The sequence below is a fragment of the Sphingobacterium sp. LRF_L2 genome (genome assembly GCF_965644235.1).
In the GTDB taxonomy this organism is placed as follows: domain Bacteria; phylum Bacteroidota; class Bacteroidia; order Sphingobacteriales; family Sphingobacteriaceae; genus Sphingobacterium.
The window spans coordinates 321,942-337,336 of sequence record NZ_CBFFRI010000008.1 but is presented as its reverse complement, the minus strand read 5'-3'; the positions used below and the strand labels follow the sequence as shown (position 1 = coordinate 337,336).

The following is a 15,395-nucleotide window of genomic DNA, read 5'->3' as shown; positions in this document are numbered from 1 at the left end:
TGATACAGGTTGTATTGCTGGCTCCGGTTCAATTGCCTGGAAAGGCATTGAACGTCTTGAAATATATTGCTATAGGTTTGGGTATCGTGGAAACGGTGCTGCAGCAGGAGGAAACGGAAACGGAAACGGGAGAATCAAAGGCTTCGGTAGATCAACAGAGCGACGCGGAAAAGGAAGTAGCCGATGAAACCGCTGAGTAATGTACAGATCGGCACCGTCGGCGGAACGCTGTGTTCCTTATGGAACAGCTTCGATTGGTCGAATCTTATAAATACCATCCTGATGGCTATCGTTGGAGCTACTGTTAGCTACCTTGTCAGCCGATTGCTGCAAGGAAAACGACGACGACGTTAAATGACGGTAAAAGCAGGCAGTGTTTCTGCCTGCTTTTTTATAGTATACAAGAGAAACTATCACGCGCCGGAAACAAATCAAATACAAATAGTACTTTTATGTTGTTGAATTCTAGTTTTTTATACCTCTCTCTATACTTTTCTAAGTATACTTTCAAAAACAATAGATTGATAGAAATATATTTTGGGTTTGAATATCCTTAATAGAGCTTATCTTCATCTTTGTTTTTTATCCCGGAAATCACAGGGTTGCTATAGGTTATGATACTAACACAATCGTCTATACCTAATATGATATATTCTTTTGTGTTGTGATCGTCATAATAACCTAGGATAAATCCTTCACGTTTCTTCTCCAAATCAAACCATCCGTTTTCTACGACTTCCCATAGCCATCCCTTAGCCCTTTGTTTATTCCAGAATTCTAATAAATTTCCTTCGTCGAGTACTCTAAAACCAACAATTTTATCGAATTTAAGATTAACTGTAGCTTCGTTTTGCTCATGAAAAAGTACATCTACGGATAGTGTGACCATATCATATTCTACTTTTATGATTTCAGGTACAGTGTTTACGAATGGTAGATCTGCTGTTGCTATAGAGACTGCATTCTTCATCATTTAATAAAGCCGTTTTAAGGTTTGATTTATGCGTAACTATCTGGTGAATGCAAAATAGATAACGTACAACCAACCGAATATACCATGGAGGATGGCCCAAAAGATTGATCTATTGCGGTCCCAAGATGCCACGACAGCGATGACGGAGCCGAGTCCGATACCTGACTTATAGATGGTTTGAGTGGTTGTTTCGACGGTTTCCTGTCCAAAAGCTAAGCCAATCGTTGCGATCAGAAAGAGTAATGTTAATCGTGTTTTCATAAGTTATGTTGTTCTTGTTTGCTATAAGTCTTCCCGTTTCTGGATATAGTTAGTTAACATCATATACGCTATTTGGCGGAATGTCTGTTTCCTTTGGCTCGTTAATCAGGAAGATTGAAATAAGATAGGTAAATTTAAGAAAACCTCAGGAATATATTTGCTGAAGTGGATGTTATTTCTTCGATTTTATTTCCTAAATTTAGATTGTGCCTTAAATTATGAATACAGGCCGTTATGTAACCATCAATTCGTATGATAACTTCATTTTACGCCCGATTTTTTATTTATCTGACGATATTGTTGGCCTGTCGTTTTCTATATGTGTTTTTAGCGTTCCTGTTAGGTTTTGGTTCATCGCCCGACCATTTTTATGAAAATCTGGTACTGATCATAATTATCGTTTTACTGAACATTGCTGCGAATTATTGGATACCGAAGGAATATGGAAGGAAGGAATCGCTATTGGTCTTATCACTTACGATACTGGCATGGATAATCATGCATTTTTACTACAGCTAGTTGGTGAAGTGGTATTTCTGCGAATGGAAAAATCGTTGTAATAAAAAAACGTGTTTGCAGGGGTTAACCTACAAACACGCATCCTACTCACGTTCCACACTCTTGATAATGGTTGTGACAAAACGTTATTTTGCAAGGTCACGCAACGCTTTGATGGTGTCGTGTCCTTCATAGATATCTTGCGATTGCTTCACGATCAGCTCTCTGATGATCGGGCTCAGCTCCGTGCTCTCCAAAGCTTTTTCATACGCTGCTTTGATCGCATCTTCACCGCGTTCGGCTTCATTTAAAATACTCTCACGGTCGCCGCCCGTGAACAATGATTTGACATCGATCCAGATGCGGTGCAACGATCCTGCAGCGCTTGTATCGGTATCTACTTCTTCGCCAAGACGACCTACCTCAGCACTTAGCTCTTGCGCAAAACGTCTACTTTGATCGGCATAATGTAAGAACACTTCTTTTAGATCGATATTTTCATCTTTGATATCGCTGGTTACTTTTTCGAAACCTGCTACACGATCATTGTTGATCTCAATTAAATCTTTTAATACTGTTACTTGTCCCATAAATTTTGTTTTTAATTACCGGACTTCTATCGTCCGTTGTATTAAAAGAACGGTGCTCAATCGTAAAAGTTCTCCAATAATTTTTTTTGTTTTCAATCTTGCTTATAGAAGTGATGAGCGGATAGGGTTACATTTGGTTTGCAATGATGGACATTTTATAGAAATAAACTGACGGTTGAGAAAAAAATAAAAACTAAAAATATTAGTTTTTGAAATCTATTTTTATTACTTTTGTCGCATAACCATTTATAATAAGCTATGCTTACACCAATTTACATTGATCCGATAACGGATTATGGATTCAAAATTATTTTTGGATCGGAAGTTAACAAAGATTTATTGATCTCGTTGCTGAACGGAATCTTTCGCGGACGAAAGAACATCGTGGATTTGGTCTACGAAAAAATCGAACATGTTGGCGAGGGCGTGGAGATCGGCACAGTCATTTTCGACTTGATGTGTACGACGGAGGACGGTGCAAAATTTATCATTGAAGTGCAACTTACTGCCCAGGTAAACCTCGAACGGCACATGTTGTATTACGGCCGCAAAATTATTGCTGATCAGGCCCCAAAAGGGAATCGGAAAGCCTGGAACTACGAGATCACAGAAGTATATGTTGTTGTCATTATGGATAGTTTTGTGCTTCCAGATGCTGACGAAGCAAATGAAGTTCTGCATGATATCAGTCTGTGCAACAGGGATACAGGTGAAGTTTTTTACGAAGATTTGGGATTTATTTACGTACAGTTGCGTTACTTTACAAAAGATGAACATGAGTTGGAGAGCGATCTTGATCGTTGGCTATACGTCTTGCGGAATCTTTCGGGATTAGAGAAGTTGCCACTGTTTTTGAGAAAGCCCGTCTTTGAAAAGTTATTTAAAATAGCTGAGTACTCTAAATTAAATAACGAGGAACGTACAATGTACGATGTAAGTTTAAAACGAAAATTGGATCAGGAGGCGGTTTGCCAATATCAAGAAGAGGAACAGAAGAAGCAGCTTGAGGAAGCAAAGCGCGCAGTGGCATTTGGACTGAAAAAATTGAATGTGGATATTTCCATTATCGTCGAGACGACTGGTCTTTCTATAGCGGAAATCGAGGCGTTAGGATAAGTGCTGTATTACCTCGGTAGAGGCGATAATAATAGAATTTCAACGTGCTTTTCCGGATAGGAAAAGCATTTTTTTGCTATCTGCCGTATGCTTTTATAGGGATAGGCGGAACTTAATAATCGAGTATAAGAAAAACCCCGCTGCTCAAGATTTTCCGAGCAGCGGGGTTCTTTTTTTAATTGTTTAAAAGCTTTTCTAACATCTCATGAAGAGCTTCTCCACGTAAATTTTTGGCGATGATCTTACCGCTTGGATCGATCAGATAGTTTTGAGGGATACCGCTTACGCCGTATTTCAGTGCAGCTTCATTGCTCCAAAATTTAAGATCGGAGACATTGGTCCATCCACCTAAACCGTCGTCTTCGATGGCTTTGATCCAGTTTGCTTTTGCATTTTCTTTATCTAACGATACGCCGAATACTGTAAATCCTTTGTCTTTATATTTTTGGAAGGCACTCACTACATGTGGATTTTCTTTACGGCAGGGACCGCACCAACTTGCCCAGAAATCTAACAGAACGTATTTGCCACGGGTAGAAGATAGGGCTACAAGCTCGCCCGTTGGTGTGTGCTGTGCAAAGTCTGGAGCCATACCGCCGATAGCTATTTCTAATTGTCCTTGAAGACGCTTAGCAAAAGCTATTCCTTCTGGCGCATCCCGCTGCTCTGCAGGAAGATCTTTGTACATTTCCAATACTTTCAACATGTCCTCCCGCGATCCACCACCGTAGCGTTGCAAAGCGTAGAAGAGCATCGGCGATGTTGGGTTTTCTGCAATATATTTGCCATATACATTTTCTTTAAGCTCTTGCTGCTGCGCTTTTATTTCTGCTTGAAGCGCTTGTTTTGCTTCTTCGGAAATAGATTTGTCTTGCGTTTTGCGCATCAGGTCCATTAGCTTTCCTTGATACTGCCCTGCTAGTGCGTTTAGCTTTTCGTATTCCGCATGGCTTTTTGACCCCGTTACCTTAACATTGGAGAATTTTCCATCACTCACCAAATTCATTTTGCCGGGCTCGATATAAAGGCTGAGGGTGTTGTCTGGATTGCTGATTCCTGCTCCTGGACGGCCGGGGATAGCTTTGAATACAATAACGCGTACAAGAACGGGTTGCTCCAATTCGAATTCAAAGGCATACTTACCTTTTACAAGCTTTGAACTGTCAACAAATTGTTTACCATCGTACTTGTAGAACAGGTACAACTTATCGAAGTCCCCTTGGATGTTTTTGTACTGTCCACTGATTTTCACTTTCTTTCCTTGCGCTATTCCCATGAATGGAATAAACAGCAAAATCGCTACTACTAATTTGATTGTTTTCATCTCTCTTTTTTAAATATTTAATTTTTTATAAAAACCATTTTAAACTCATGTCTGTAATTTTGCCAAAGCCTTCATACACCTTAAGTGTGGAAGAATCTATGCTACCATTGGTTTGGTCTATCTTTACATTGTATACTTTACCTTCTTTTGTACTTTCGTTGTATGTGGCGAAGTATACGTATTGGTTGGCTACACTGGCTATACGGATAGTTTGGGCTGTTGTGAAGTAGAATTTAAGGAAACGTATGGATGTAATCTTTTCACCGGCAGGGGCGGTCCATATGTTTTCAATCGCTTGATTTGTTTCATATTTGTGCAGGTAGACTTTTTCGTTTGCTCCATATAGTATGTAAGAGCCGGTGGATGAAGAGGCCATGGCACTGACATTACTAATGTCTGGTGCGTCACTTATATTGTATTTTTTTAAAGCAAATAGTGGCGCTGTACCCATGAAGTTTGCCGTCAAAAGATAGTGGTTGTTGGCATCGTTCATAATGAGATATTCGTAATTCAATCGACCGTAATCTGATACTTTGAGGTCTAGTCCTACGTTGCTAGGCGACCATTCTGCAGTGGTTGCTGTTTGTGCGGGTATGTCGGAAACGGCTATTGATCCAGCTACGACGTACACAAATTTTTTGTTGGTTTTATCGTAAGCTACGGCGTCAAATCCTTGGGCATAAAACTTCGGATTCCAATTGGCTAGTTCACCAAAGTTGCCCGACAAAGGTACACTGAATAAAATCGTCCGTGTTGTACCTGACGAAAAGTTGGCGACGTGGATCTTATTGTTGTTGATCACAAATTCTTTCCGGGCATTGTTGGCCGTAAAGGCCGTGAGGGCTTTGGTTGTTGGAGCACCGTAGAAGAAGTTTTCAAAGGAGAAAGCTCGTTCAAAATCGGTATAGTTAAATGCTTGCATGTCTTTTTCGGAAGCCACAACGACTTCTTTTGATGTAAGCGGTGACGCGGACTGCAAAAGTGAGATGGGTTTGCCCTCTAATGCGGCACCATTTGTATTCTTGATGATATCCGTAAATATTCGTTGATTTACCGTTCCAGGTTTACTACGTTCGTCGACAATAAGTCCGACATCTGTATTTCCGTCTTTTTCGTACATGACCATCCATCCGTCCGAGAGTGATTCGTCCAGTTGTAAGTTGAATTTTTGATAGCTATCTGTATTTGTTTTGAGATCTCTAACAGTCAGCATTACAATCCAGCCACCGGTTGGCTTGGTAATCGGATTATTCAATATAATTTTATGCGATAACGTATCGCGTGTCTGTAAAGTGCCTCCAATATTTGCTTGGTAAATGCTCCATGTAAAAGACAGTTGGTCTTTTACGCTAGACTCATCAGTGATCTGTTTGCCATTAAAGTAGATTTTAGGTGCGATGGTTAACGTATCATATCGGTAAAGGGAATAGGAATCTTGTATATTAAGATTGGAGGTATCGATAAGTACTTGATCAAGTTCCACGTATTCGTAATTTCCTTTGTCTTTATAACAGCCTGATATAATGAAAAAGACACTGAAGAAAACGAGGGCTTTGAAAGTATAGGGTTTTATATTTTTCATTGTTTTCATTATTAAGGGAATACGACTTCTTGATTGTTCTCATCCAGTAAGGCTTGGCCGTTATTGGATTCCTTGTATTGGGCAAGCCAGGATTTACATTGATCGCGATAAAAAATTGCTTTTCCGGCACTAATCGCATTTGCGTCTTCACGTGTGATCGCATTTAATACTTGATAAACATTTATGGTTTGTTGTCCTGTTTCTTGGATAATCAGCGAATGTTTTTTCTCACTATAGCTGCCAAAATAGGTGTTCAACTTTAGATAATATAGGGGGGCGACATCCCAATTGTCGGGTTTGGATAATCCATTTTTTAAAACTACTTTCAGCTTACTGAGTTCGTTTACTCCTCTTTTAAATGCATCATTTTCTTTTAATTGAAATCTTATTTTTCCTGTTTCTAGCTTAAACTCATTGTAGTTTGCGGGTTGGTCAAAATAGATGGGAAATTTTCCCTCTGTTTGACCAGCTTTGATGATGTATTTGCCGAACGAAAAATAAACGAGATCAATATCGCCATCTAAGGCTTCCAATTCAAACTCGGCATCTTCTTCTAAAGGGAGTCCTAATATTCTATAGTTAAACAATATGGAATCATGTCCATCTACATTATATGAAAAGTTATAGGTAATGCTATCTAAGGGAGCTCCGCTTTGACCGAGCCAAATATTGAGATCTTTTTTCTCTGGTGAAAAGAGGAGATCTTTATTCTTTTCACAGCTTGTGCAGATCAGTACACAGCTTAGTATAAGATAATTAAATAGTTTCATAGTCGTTATCTGTTAGAGGTTCTGTTGCCTGCTTCATACTCCGAGTCTGGAATAGGAAACGTATAACTTTTGGTAGTAACTAGATTGACATCCGCATTTTGTATGTACTCCTGGTTTATTCTTTTATAATAATAGAAAAGTTGTCCTTCGGCCATAAATTCCTTTCTGAATTCATTGGTCATAAGTGCTCTGAAATCGGGAATGTCTGTAATAGCAGCTACACCACGGGCACGTACAACTACATTCAGATTGGGTAAAGGGCTAATGCCGTCGTGATTGTCACATTCTGCGAGAATAAAATACATCTCACTGATTTTGATTAAGGCAAGTTTATCACGATAGTATGAAAATGTGTAAGGTAATTCTGACGTAGTGCTAGGTGTTTTTGGTTCACTGTACTTCAAGATGTATTTCTTACTGGCTTCGGCCGCTGTACCGTCACGAAATAGGTATCGGTATCTATAATCATCCGTGTTGGAGGAGTAATAGCTGGCCAGCATTGTTTCAGTTAGTGAAAAAATAGTTCCTTCGCCTTCTTGGGAAAGGTAGTTAACTGCATACTGATGAAGCTTATTGATTTGGAGACCGAAAATATGTTCTTCAGTACCAGAAGGATTGTATTCGTTAATAAACTCGTTTTGTGATGTGAAACGGAATTTTTGCGCATCGACGACATGCTGGGCATGTATTCTCGCATTGGCAAAATCTCCTTTATAGAGGTAAATGCGGGCGAGCAATGCTTCTACAGCGTAGTAGTTTAGGTGCAGTTGTCTATTGATTAGGTAACCATTATCCTCATATTCTGTAACGCTACGCCCTGTAAGGATGGGGTCAACTTGGAGGAGTTCTTGTGCTAATTTAAGATCGTCTATAACGTATTGCACGATTTCGTCAACAGTATATTGCTTGGTTTGCTTGGAAGTATACAAGGTGACGTAGGGTATAGAGGCTTGCGCAGGGTTGGTGGCATAACTGACACCGAAACAGCGTAGTAGATCGAAGTGTATAAAAGCCCGTAAGGCCAATGCTTCGCCTTTTATGATGGCACGGTTGTCTCCTGTGAACACGTTTTCCTTGTCGATATTTTCTAAGATCATATTGGTGTTGGAGATGGCTTTATACATATTGCTCCATACGCCTTCCATACGGTTTCGTGGATAGCTGCCTACGTAGTTGTAACTTGCTTCGTCGTTATATTGAGAAGAAAAACTGTTCCATTCGTGGGATAATACACCCATCATTCCATAGGTTAGCTCTTTTCCGTAGAGTGCTTCGTCGGTTAAAATGGTATAAACGCCTGCTAGCGCTTCTTTGTAGCCGGCCTCTGTTTCGAATAATTCATTTGCTTTTATTTGGGATTTAGGTTGTACATCCAACCATTTCTCGCAGGAGCTGTTCAGGCTAATGGTTAAAATAGCGAGAACGATATATCTGATTTTTTTGCTTTTCATGATTAAAACGACGTTTGAAGAGTGAATGAAAATGTTCGAGCAAATGGATAGTCAGTACCGCGCTCGGTCCTTACTGTTGATAATACAAAGGCTTCGGACATGTACAATCCTAGTTTTAGACTTTTTAGATGATACCTAGACAGATTTTTCCATTTGAAATCATAATAGGCATTGACCGATGAAAGGGTTAGATCTGATTTCTTTTGTAAGAATCTTGATGTTGGATTTGTCTTGGTGGGCAATGCGGTTATTTTTTTGAAAAAGGTCTGATCGCCGGCATTTAACCAGGTGTCGTTTAATACTCGGGTATCTACATTATAGGCGACATTGACGTTTTCAACACGGGTTACTAACGTCGAATTGTAGTAATCTTCTCCTAACGTATAACGAAAAGAAGTGCTTAATCCCCATCCTTTGTATTCGAAGTTGAAACCGAAATTACCTCTTAGTTTAGGATCAGTTACACCAACAGCTATTTGGTCGTCTGCATTCCATACATAGGTCTGACTACCGTCTTTGGTAACATAGATTTCTCTTCCGGTCATCGGGTCGATGCCCAACGAAGGAACTGCCCAAATAGCATTGGTTGATTTCCCTTCTTCATATCTTATTTTTGGAAGGAAGAATGCTTCATCAGTGTCTAGACCTGCTTCATCTTGTTCTTTGTTGACTTGTTTCAAAGCGTCAGATATGGTTAATAATTTATTGCTGTTTTTTGAAAATGAGGTGAATACCGTTGCATAGGATTGTTTCTCGGGGTTGGAGTAAAACGTGTAATTGAGTGATCCTTCAAATCCTCTGTTTTGGACTTTACCTAAGTTTTCCTTGTAACTGTAAAAGCCAGTGGAGGGAGGTAGGGTAAAGTCTGTTAGCAGGTTGTTTGTGTTACGGACATAGTAATCGAAACGGACGTTAAACTTGTTTATAAGTCTTAAATCGATTCCTCCATTGTAATCCATGGTCTGCTGCCATTTTAGTTTGTCATTGGCCAAGGCTTGTAGGTATGCTCCTGCGATATTGTCGTAAGTGCTTTGATTGAAGAAGGTGTACGTAGCCATAGCTTGGTAGGGATTGAAATTTTGACTACCTGTTGAGCCTATGGATCCGCGTATTTTAAGTTGATTTATTGAACGAATATCACGCAGGAATTTCTCGTGATGTGCATTCCAACCTAAGCCGACAGACCAAAAGTTGCCCCATCTATTGTCTGCTCCAAATACGGAAGAAGCATTGCTTCTGTAGCTTAAATCCGCCAGGTACCTGTCATCGTAGGAGTAATTGACGAAGCCTAGTAAGCCTATTTCTCTTTTTAAACTTTCATTGCCACTCGGTATTCCATTTTCTTCATATTGCTTGGCAAAGGTGATGAAATCGACACGGCTGTTCAAGAATCCCCAGGCGGTCATGCCGTGGCTTTCATTGGCAAAAGTCGCCAAATTTGCTCCTCCATTTATAAATAGGGCATGTTTTCCGAATCGCTTTGACCAGTTTGCAAAGAGATCGGAGCTTAACGAATTACTGTTGCCATCGCTCATATAATAAGAGCCTCGGTTGAAATAATTTTCTCCTGTCCAGCTTGCAAATTTCGTGTGGTCTCCTGGTAGAAAGATTTCTGTATTGTTGCCGTTGAATGTAAAACCGACACGCGCGGTAAGTTTTAGTTCACGCGTGGTTTGCCATTCTGCGTAAAAATTTTCTGTGATTTCATTGTATTTGCTGAAATCTTTTGTCTGTAAACTCGCGTTGTACAGTGGGTTGTAATAATATAATGGCGTAGCACTTGCCTGTGTCCTGTAGGATGACATTACTTTTACTAAGTTTCCATATTCATCGTAAGGTGAAAAATAGGGATTCTGTGAACTGTATTCCGAGAAACTGCCGTAAGGAGAATTGTTCGAGGTATTAAAGGTCACGTTCAGGATATTTCTAAAATTGACCTTGCCACTGCGATAAGAAAGATTGATAGAACCTCCTGTATTTTGTCTATTTGATCCTTTCATAACACCGATATTGTTGTTGTATGTGAAATCGACAGCGTAACGCAAGGACGAGGTACCTCCTTCTAGCATGAGAGTATGCTTATTTCCTAAACCAACACGTAGGGGTTGGGATAACCAATAGGTATCAACACCTCGTTCTACATTTTGGAGTAAGGTATTGTACTGCTCGCTCAGAAATTGTTGGATAGTGGGTTGCGTTGAGGTGTAACGGCCAGCGTTGAGCTCTATTTGCAGCTTTTCGCGCGCATTGGCAAGGCTATATGATGTCAAATCGGGGGCTTCGATATTCAGGTTGGCATTGTAGGATACCCGCATGGCTCCTTCTGCAGGAACTATCGTTTCAATAATAAGGACACCATTTGCCGCTTTTGATCCATAAATCGCTTTTGCCGAAGCATCTTTCAATAGCGTTACAGAGGCAATTCGGTTCATATCTAGGTCAAATACTTTCTGTAAGTTCGCTTCGAAACCGTCTAAAATAAAGAGGGGCTCGTTGGGGTTTCCGGAGTATTCTCCTCTGACGTCATCCAGTCCGGTTTGTCCGCGCAATTGGATATCTGGCAGGGCATTGGGATTTGAGCCTAGGGACAGGTTTTCTGTAAAGACGAACGAGGGATCTAGGTTTTGTAAACTTTGTAAGACGTTTTTATTGCCAACGCGTAACAGCTCTTCTTTGCTGAACGTAGCCGCACTTCCGGTAAAGCTTTCCTTTGATCTATTGCCGTAGCCTGTAACAACGACTTCGTCAATTTGGTCCGTAGAGCTCTCTAATACAACAACCAACGGAAGTTTGATATCTGCCGATAGTTTAATCTCTTGTGGCTTGTGACCGATACTTGTAAGTACTAACGTTTGATTCTCTTTTTGGGGAGAGATAATAAATTCACCGACTTTGTTAGAAACAGTGACGTTTTCCTTCTCTTCTTTGATGAAAATGCGAACGCCGCTGATTGGATGGTGATTGCTGTCAAAGATCTTTCCGATGATTTTTGGAATGGTACGGACTTGTGTGGCGGGTACTTGTGCCATGGTATGCTCAGGAACACTGACTGCTCCTAGTAATGCCAAGGCCAAGATACTGGATTTAATGTTGTTCTTCATTACTTAAATTAGGTTACGTTAATTTTAGTTGGTAGGGGCAGTGTTTGTAAACTTGGCTTTCCAGGGATATTGTTCGTCGTTGCTGGCATTGTCGTCCCAGACATGCCGAAAGTGTTGGGTAGGAGCACCGGTTACAAGAAGGTAAAGTCTACTCGTATTGGCAGGGACGGTGAAGGTTGTGGTACCCGAACTGCTGCTGCTCATCGTTCCGTAGGTCGCGGTTCCCGTTGTGGAGATGGCTACAAATCCCCAGCGCCAGCCTGCGTATTGATCGTAGCTGTTGTTGTAAGATGTGTTTCCTTTTATTCCCTCGAAAGTGGCTTGTACGGTGCCGGAGCTAGGTACGGTTAGGCGCAGGGCATTGAAGCCGTAGTTTTGTACGCATTTAGCGGGGGCTACTTGATAATATCCATCAGCTAGTGCATTAACGGTTGTATTATGGATATAGGTTGTTTGACTTGATAGGATATAGCTGCTATATATCGATTTATTTAAGAAATCCCAGGTCAACGTGCGTTTGGCATAATCGTAAATCTCATCATTAAATACTTGCTGTGTTGTATTGGTAATACGCTTGTAAGCTTCGATAGGATCCTCAGGCTTTTGTGCTTTTTGCCAAAGTTGACCGACGAAATCTGCTCCATGAAGCATATGCCAGTATTGTAGGTGATAGAAGTTGTTGTAACGGTTGTCCTCATGTAGCAAATTAAGGTGTGTTGTAGCTATGAAATTTTGCAGATAGCTAGACAGTACTTGGGAAGAGGATGGGTAAAGTAGACTTGCTTGATATTGTGATGTCTGCTCCCAAAACATGCCTGCATGTGTATTGCCGGTGAAAGCGTAATTTCCATCGCAGGCATTGAGATACTGGAAGGTGTGTCCCACCTCATGTGCCATGGTGGCTGCAGTGCTTGCTGCGCTGTAATTTACCCACATTGCGCCAACTTCATTATCGTAGCCTGCACCGGTGGCTAGCCATTCACTTTTGTCATTGATGAAAAGCTGGATGCGGTATTTATTTGCTTTTGTGCTACTACGGTCGACGAATTTTAACGTATTGTAATAATAGTCATAGGCGGCTTCCATTTTTGCCAACATATCATCGATATCCAGACGCTGTGTCGAATATTTGGGATCGGTGCCTAACCCAGCTTCCCAGAATACCACAAAATTCTCCGACCAACGCATGCGCTCGTAAGACCATTGGCTACCGTTACTGGTGAAATCATTTTTCTTGAGATCATTTGCTATGTATATTTCCTTGCCGCTAGGCCACCAGAGTGCTTTTTTTGAAGGGTGGTTGTTTAACGCTACGTTTACAGTATAGACTCCTTCGGAGGTGATGTTAAGATGAACTTTAAAATCAAGGGTTTCTTTGTTGTAGAGTAGATTGCTGCTGATCTGTCCGCTAAGGATACTGTCCTGTTCGAGTACAGGAAAGCGGTCTATAGCGGAAGAGAGTATGATAGCGTCATTATTCTTTAGTACAGGAATCCATGGATTTACAGCTGCTATGGAATGTTGTGCTTTGAAAGTAATATCTTTTGTGATATCTATTCCTAATGTTCTAGCATCTGCTATTTTTAGTTGGATATACGTACGGTTGGCTTGGTAGTTGGGGATGAGGTTTCGAATTGTGTTGAGGTTTTCGCCATCTAGTTTATTGATCGTTACATCTGCAATGGAGTAGGCATTATCATTTGAAAATTTCCATTTCGCATTCGCAAATTTCGCAAATCCATCGTCGCCAGATACGAGTTTTAGTTTAATGGTGGAGGATAATGTAGTCGTCTGACCATTATGAAGAGCGTCAATAACAATAGTATAGATGTCGGGGTTTAAATCTTGTGTAGCTTTTCCTAATAACGTAATGGCGCCTGTTCGCTCATCGATGGATAAGCCGGTTTGTTTTTTTGTAACGAATTTGCTTAGTAAGGCGTCTAAACTGATATCAGCTTCTTTGTTGACGACGGCATTCCAGGTACCTATTTCGTATTCTCGGCGAAAGTTGGAGCTCGTTTTTCCAGCTTCATTTTTTATCTCTTTGATGCTAAATTTTACGCCCTCTGGAAAAGTATGGTTTAGGGCATCGGATGTATATGTTTCACCTTTTGAGATGATAATTGTATTTGCTGGGTAGCTGGCTTCGTAAGTGCTATCATCAGTGATGTCCAATTCCGGTTCTCCTTTTTTACAAGAGAATAGGGTGGCTGTGATAATAGCGGATGCTAAAATCAAAAATCTCATATTGAGTCGGTTAATTTGTGTTAGTTAAAACAGATTTTTACTTTGTTTTCTTGAAATGTGTACGAAAACAACATCTTTTCAGACATGTCGTTGAGCAGGTCATGGATGGATATCTTCTCGAAACTGGCAGAATAGGTTCTGTTTGTATCTGTAGTACTGCAAAGTTCTAATACGATACCGTATTGTTTACGGAGTAGATAAGCTAGGCGTTGAATAGTAACCTCAGACATATTGACGTCAAATACGAGCTGGGTGGTATCCAATCTCTCCGCGAGCTTGGCTAGTGCAACCTCATTGACCATAAAATTGCTCATCTTGCTGGAAGGTACCGATTTGGGTTTGATTTCCTGCTCTGGGATGTCTGCTTGTGCAATTACAGCTTCAGGCTGTAGGGGTTTTCTTTTTTGTTCATGATGTACAGTTTTAGGTTGAGTTTTTTTAACTGTATCAGACACAGTTAAGGGCTGTGAATCAGAAGAGGTGGTGGATGATACTGCTGCCGGGGCAGTTGCATGCTGTACATTTGCGCTTAGGTACGGCTTGGGCTGAACCGGAATCAATTTGTATAATCCAAATGCAGCGAGTAAAACGACTGCAACACTTGCTGCACGCCATAGTATTCCGCTTTGGTATTTCTTCATATGAACAATGTTCGAATCGGTTTGTTGAACATGTTCATTCCACTCGTCTTCTAGAAATTTCTCAAAAGTGATCTTGTTGCTTGGATCCAACAGCCAATCCTCGACAGCTTTTGTCTCTGTCGCTGTGCTGTTTTGCTCAAAATATCTTTTTAAAATTTCTCTTTCCACTTTCTTGTGCTGAAACTATATACTATACAATCTTGCTGCTCTTTGCACCTAAGGTAAATTTAATTTTTTTTTATTTTTTTATTAATAAAAAATGAACACGAGGATAAAACCTAGGTTTTTCAATATTTTTTTGACGTATGTTGATGAATTGTAGATGTGGTTTTCTACGGTGCTCTTGCTTATGCCTAGTTTTTTTGATATTTCGTCGTTGCTATATCCTTTGATTCTGCTTAATTCGAATACTTCCCTTCTTTTATCTGGAAGATTTTCTAAAATTTTGTATAAAATTTCCTTTAGTTCGTTGTTGTGTGGTGTTGATTCTTTCGGATGTAGCTGAATAAGCTGTTCTTGATGCTTTTTGTGTACAACTTGTTGTTTTATTTTGTTGTAAATATCGTTTTTAGCTATGGTAATCAAATACGATTTGATGGAAAGATCTTCATCTAAGTTGTCTCTTTTCTCCCAAAGCTTCGAAAAAGTCTGTTGTACGACGTCTTCCAGATCTTGCTGTTCGAGTCGCAATTTTTGTAAAAACGACCATAAAACACTGCTGTATTTCTTATATATGACCAAAAAAGCTTGCTCATCACCAGTTTTTAATCTGCTGATTAAGGATTTTTCATTATCGGCTTCTTTGAAGTTCATGGATAGTTATTGATACTGGCAGTTAAAA

At 40.2% G+C, this 15,395-nt stretch carries 15 protein-coding genes; 4 read left to right on the top strand and 11 right to left on the bottom strand.

What is annotated here, in order from left to right:
• Together ACSZOX_RS17515 and ACSZOX_RS17510 are read left to right on the top strand one after the other, a co-directional pair.
• Nucleotides 1-200: hypothetical protein (locus tag ACSZOX_RS17515; protein ID WP_437921458.1), on the top strand; the 200-nt coding region annotated here is incomplete at its 5' end.
• Nucleotides 184-354 carry a hypothetical protein gene (locus ACSZOX_RS17510; RefSeq protein ID WP_437921456.1) on the top strand — a complete coding sequence of 57 codons (171 nt, stop codon included), beginning with the start codon at nt 184-186 and terminating at the stop codon, nt 352-354. The genes ACSZOX_RS17515 and ACSZOX_RS17510, both read left to right, overlap by 17 nt.
• A gap of 199 nt (nt 355-553) precedes the next feature.
• On the opposite strand, the gene ACSZOX_RS17505 is transcribed toward ACSZOX_RS17510, so the two are convergent.
• Nucleotides 554-973, bottom strand: coding sequence for a hypothetical protein (locus ACSZOX_RS17505; protein WP_437921454.1), 420 nt, complete (start codon nt 971-973; stop codon nt 554-556).
• A gap of 36 nt (nt 974-1,009) precedes the next feature.
• Nucleotides 1,010-1,234, bottom strand: coding sequence for a hypothetical protein (locus ACSZOX_RS17500; RefSeq protein WP_437921452.1), 225 nt, complete (start codon nt 1,232-1,234; stop codon nt 1,010-1,012).
• A gap of 252 nt (nt 1,235-1,486) precedes the next feature.
• On the opposite strand from ACSZOX_RS17500, the gene ACSZOX_RS17495 reads away from it, so the two are divergent.
• A complete protein-coding gene (locus tag ACSZOX_RS17495) occupies nt 1,487-1,753 on the top strand; it encodes a hypothetical protein (RefSeq protein ID WP_437921451.1) in 267 nt (88 codons plus the stop codon).
• Nucleotides 1,754-1,878: 125 nt separating this feature from the next.
• On the opposite strand, the gene ACSZOX_RS17490 is transcribed toward ACSZOX_RS17495, so the two are convergent.
• On the bottom strand, nt 1,879-2,322 hold the full coding sequence (locus tag ACSZOX_RS17490; protein WP_437921449.1) for a ferritin-like domain-containing protein: 444 nt from the start codon (nt 2,320-2,322) through the stop codon (nt 1,879-1,881).
• A gap of 258 nt (nt 2,323-2,580) precedes the next feature.
• On the opposite strand from ACSZOX_RS17490, the gene ACSZOX_RS17485 reads away from it, so the two are divergent.
• The gene (locus ACSZOX_RS17485) at nt 2,581-3,438 is read left to right on the top strand and encodes an Rpn family recombination-promoting nuclease/putative transposase (RefSeq protein WP_437921448.1); all 858 of its coding nucleotides are present in this window, start codon (nt 2,581-2,583) and stop codon (nt 3,436-3,438) included.
• A gap of 175 nt (nt 3,439-3,613) precedes the next feature.
• Here the strand turns inward: ACSZOX_RS17485 and ACSZOX_RS17480 are convergent, their stop codons facing one another.
• The 8 genes from ACSZOX_RS17480 to ACSZOX_RS17445 all read right to left on the bottom strand — a co-directional run bounded on the left by ACSZOX_RS17480 (nt 3,614) and on the right by ACSZOX_RS17445 (nt 15,367).
• Entirely contained in the window at nt 3,614-4,762 is a 1,149-nt protein-coding gene (locus tag ACSZOX_RS17480) for a redoxin domain-containing protein (RefSeq protein WP_437921447.1), read from the bottom strand.
• A gap of 25 nt (nt 4,763-4,787) precedes the next feature.
• Entirely contained in the window at nt 4,788-6,344 is a 1,557-nt protein-coding gene (locus tag ACSZOX_RS17475; protein WP_437921446.1) for a PKD-like family lipoprotein, read from the bottom strand.
• Nucleotides 6,345-6,355: 11 nt separating this feature from the next.
• Nucleotides 6,356-7,114 carry a DUF4843 domain-containing protein gene (locus ACSZOX_RS17470; protein ID WP_437921445.1) on the bottom strand — a complete coding sequence of 253 codons (759 nt, stop codon included), beginning with the start codon at nt 7,112-7,114 and terminating at the stop codon, nt 6,356-6,358.
• 5 nt (nt 7,115-7,119) lie between these two features.
• Nucleotides 7,120-8,565 (bottom strand): RagB/SusD family nutrient uptake outer membrane protein, encoded by a 1,446-nt coding sequence (locus ACSZOX_RS17465; protein WP_437921444.1) that lies wholly within the window; start codon nt 8,563-8,565, stop codon nt 7,120-7,122.
• A 2-nt stretch (nt 8,566-8,567) separates the two neighbouring features.
• Entirely contained in the window at nt 8,568-11,666 is a 3,099-nt protein-coding gene (locus ACSZOX_RS17460; RefSeq protein WP_437921443.1) for a SusC/RagA family TonB-linked outer membrane protein, read from the bottom strand.
• Nucleotides 11,667-11,690: 24 nt separating this feature from the next.
• Nucleotides 11,691-13,913, bottom strand: a complete 2,223-nt coding sequence (locus tag ACSZOX_RS17455) for a DUF6055 domain-containing protein (protein WP_437921442.1) — start codon at nt 13,911-13,913, stop codon at nt 11,691-11,693.
• Nucleotides 13,914-13,933: 20 nt separating this feature from the next.
• Nucleotides 13,934-14,722, bottom strand: coding sequence for a hypothetical protein (locus ACSZOX_RS17450; protein WP_437921441.1), 789 nt, complete (start codon nt 14,720-14,722; stop codon nt 13,934-13,936).
• An 81-nt stretch (nt 14,723-14,803) separates the two neighbouring features.
• Nucleotides 14,804-15,367, bottom strand: coding sequence for an RNA polymerase sigma factor (locus ACSZOX_RS17445; protein WP_437921440.1), 564 nt, complete (start codon nt 15,365-15,367; stop codon nt 14,804-14,806).
• Nucleotides 15,368-15,395: the final 28 nt, after the last annotated feature.

Bases quoted from the DNA above. Each gene is read 5' to 3' on its own strand.
- ACSZOX_RS17505 (WP_437921454.1), bottom strand. From the start codon at position 973: ATGATGAAGAATGCAGTCTCTATAGCAACAGCAGATCTACCATTCGTA.
- ACSZOX_RS17465 (WP_437921444.1), bottom strand. From the start codon at position 8,565: ATGAAAAGCAAAAAAATCAGATATATCGTTCTCGCTATTTTAACCATT.
- ACSZOX_RS17480 (WP_437921447.1), bottom strand. From the start codon at position 4,762: ATGAAAACAATCAAATTAGTAGTAGCGATTTTGCTGTTTATTCCATTC.
- ACSZOX_RS17485 (WP_437921448.1), top strand. From the start codon at position 2,581: ATGCTTACACCAATTTACATTGATCCGATAACGGATTATGGATTCAAA.
- ACSZOX_RS17500 (WP_437921452.1), bottom strand. From the start codon at position 1,234: ATGAAAACACGATTAACATTACTCTTTCTGATCGCAACGATTGGCTTA.
- ACSZOX_RS17510 (WP_437921456.1), top strand. From the start codon at position 184: ATGAAACCGCTGAGTAATGTACAGATCGGCACCGTCGGCGGAACGCTG.
- ACSZOX_RS17455 (WP_437921442.1), bottom strand. From the start codon at position 13,913: ATGAGATTTTTGATTTTAGCATCCGCTATTATCACAGCCACCCTATTC.
- ACSZOX_RS17490 (WP_437921449.1), bottom strand. From the start codon at position 2,322: ATGGGACAAGTAACAGTATTAAAAGATTTAATTGAGATCAACAATGAT.
- ACSZOX_RS17495 (WP_437921451.1), top strand. From the start codon at position 1,487: ATGATAACTTCATTTTACGCCCGATTTTTTATTTATCTGACGATATTG.
- ACSZOX_RS17445 (WP_437921440.1), bottom strand. From the start codon at position 15,367: ATGAACTTCAAAGAAGCCGATAATGAAAAATCCTTAATCAGCAGATTA.
- ACSZOX_RS17470 (WP_437921445.1), bottom strand. From the start codon at position 7,114: ATGAAACTATTTAATTATCTTATACTAAGCTGTGTACTGATCTGCACA.
- ACSZOX_RS17475 (WP_437921446.1), bottom strand. From the start codon at position 6,344: ATGAAAAATATAAAACCCTATACTTTCAAAGCCCTCGTTTTCTTCAGT.
- ACSZOX_RS17460 (WP_437921443.1), bottom strand. From the start codon at position 11,666: ATGAAGAACAACATTAAATCCAGTATCTTGGCCTTGGCATTACTAGGA.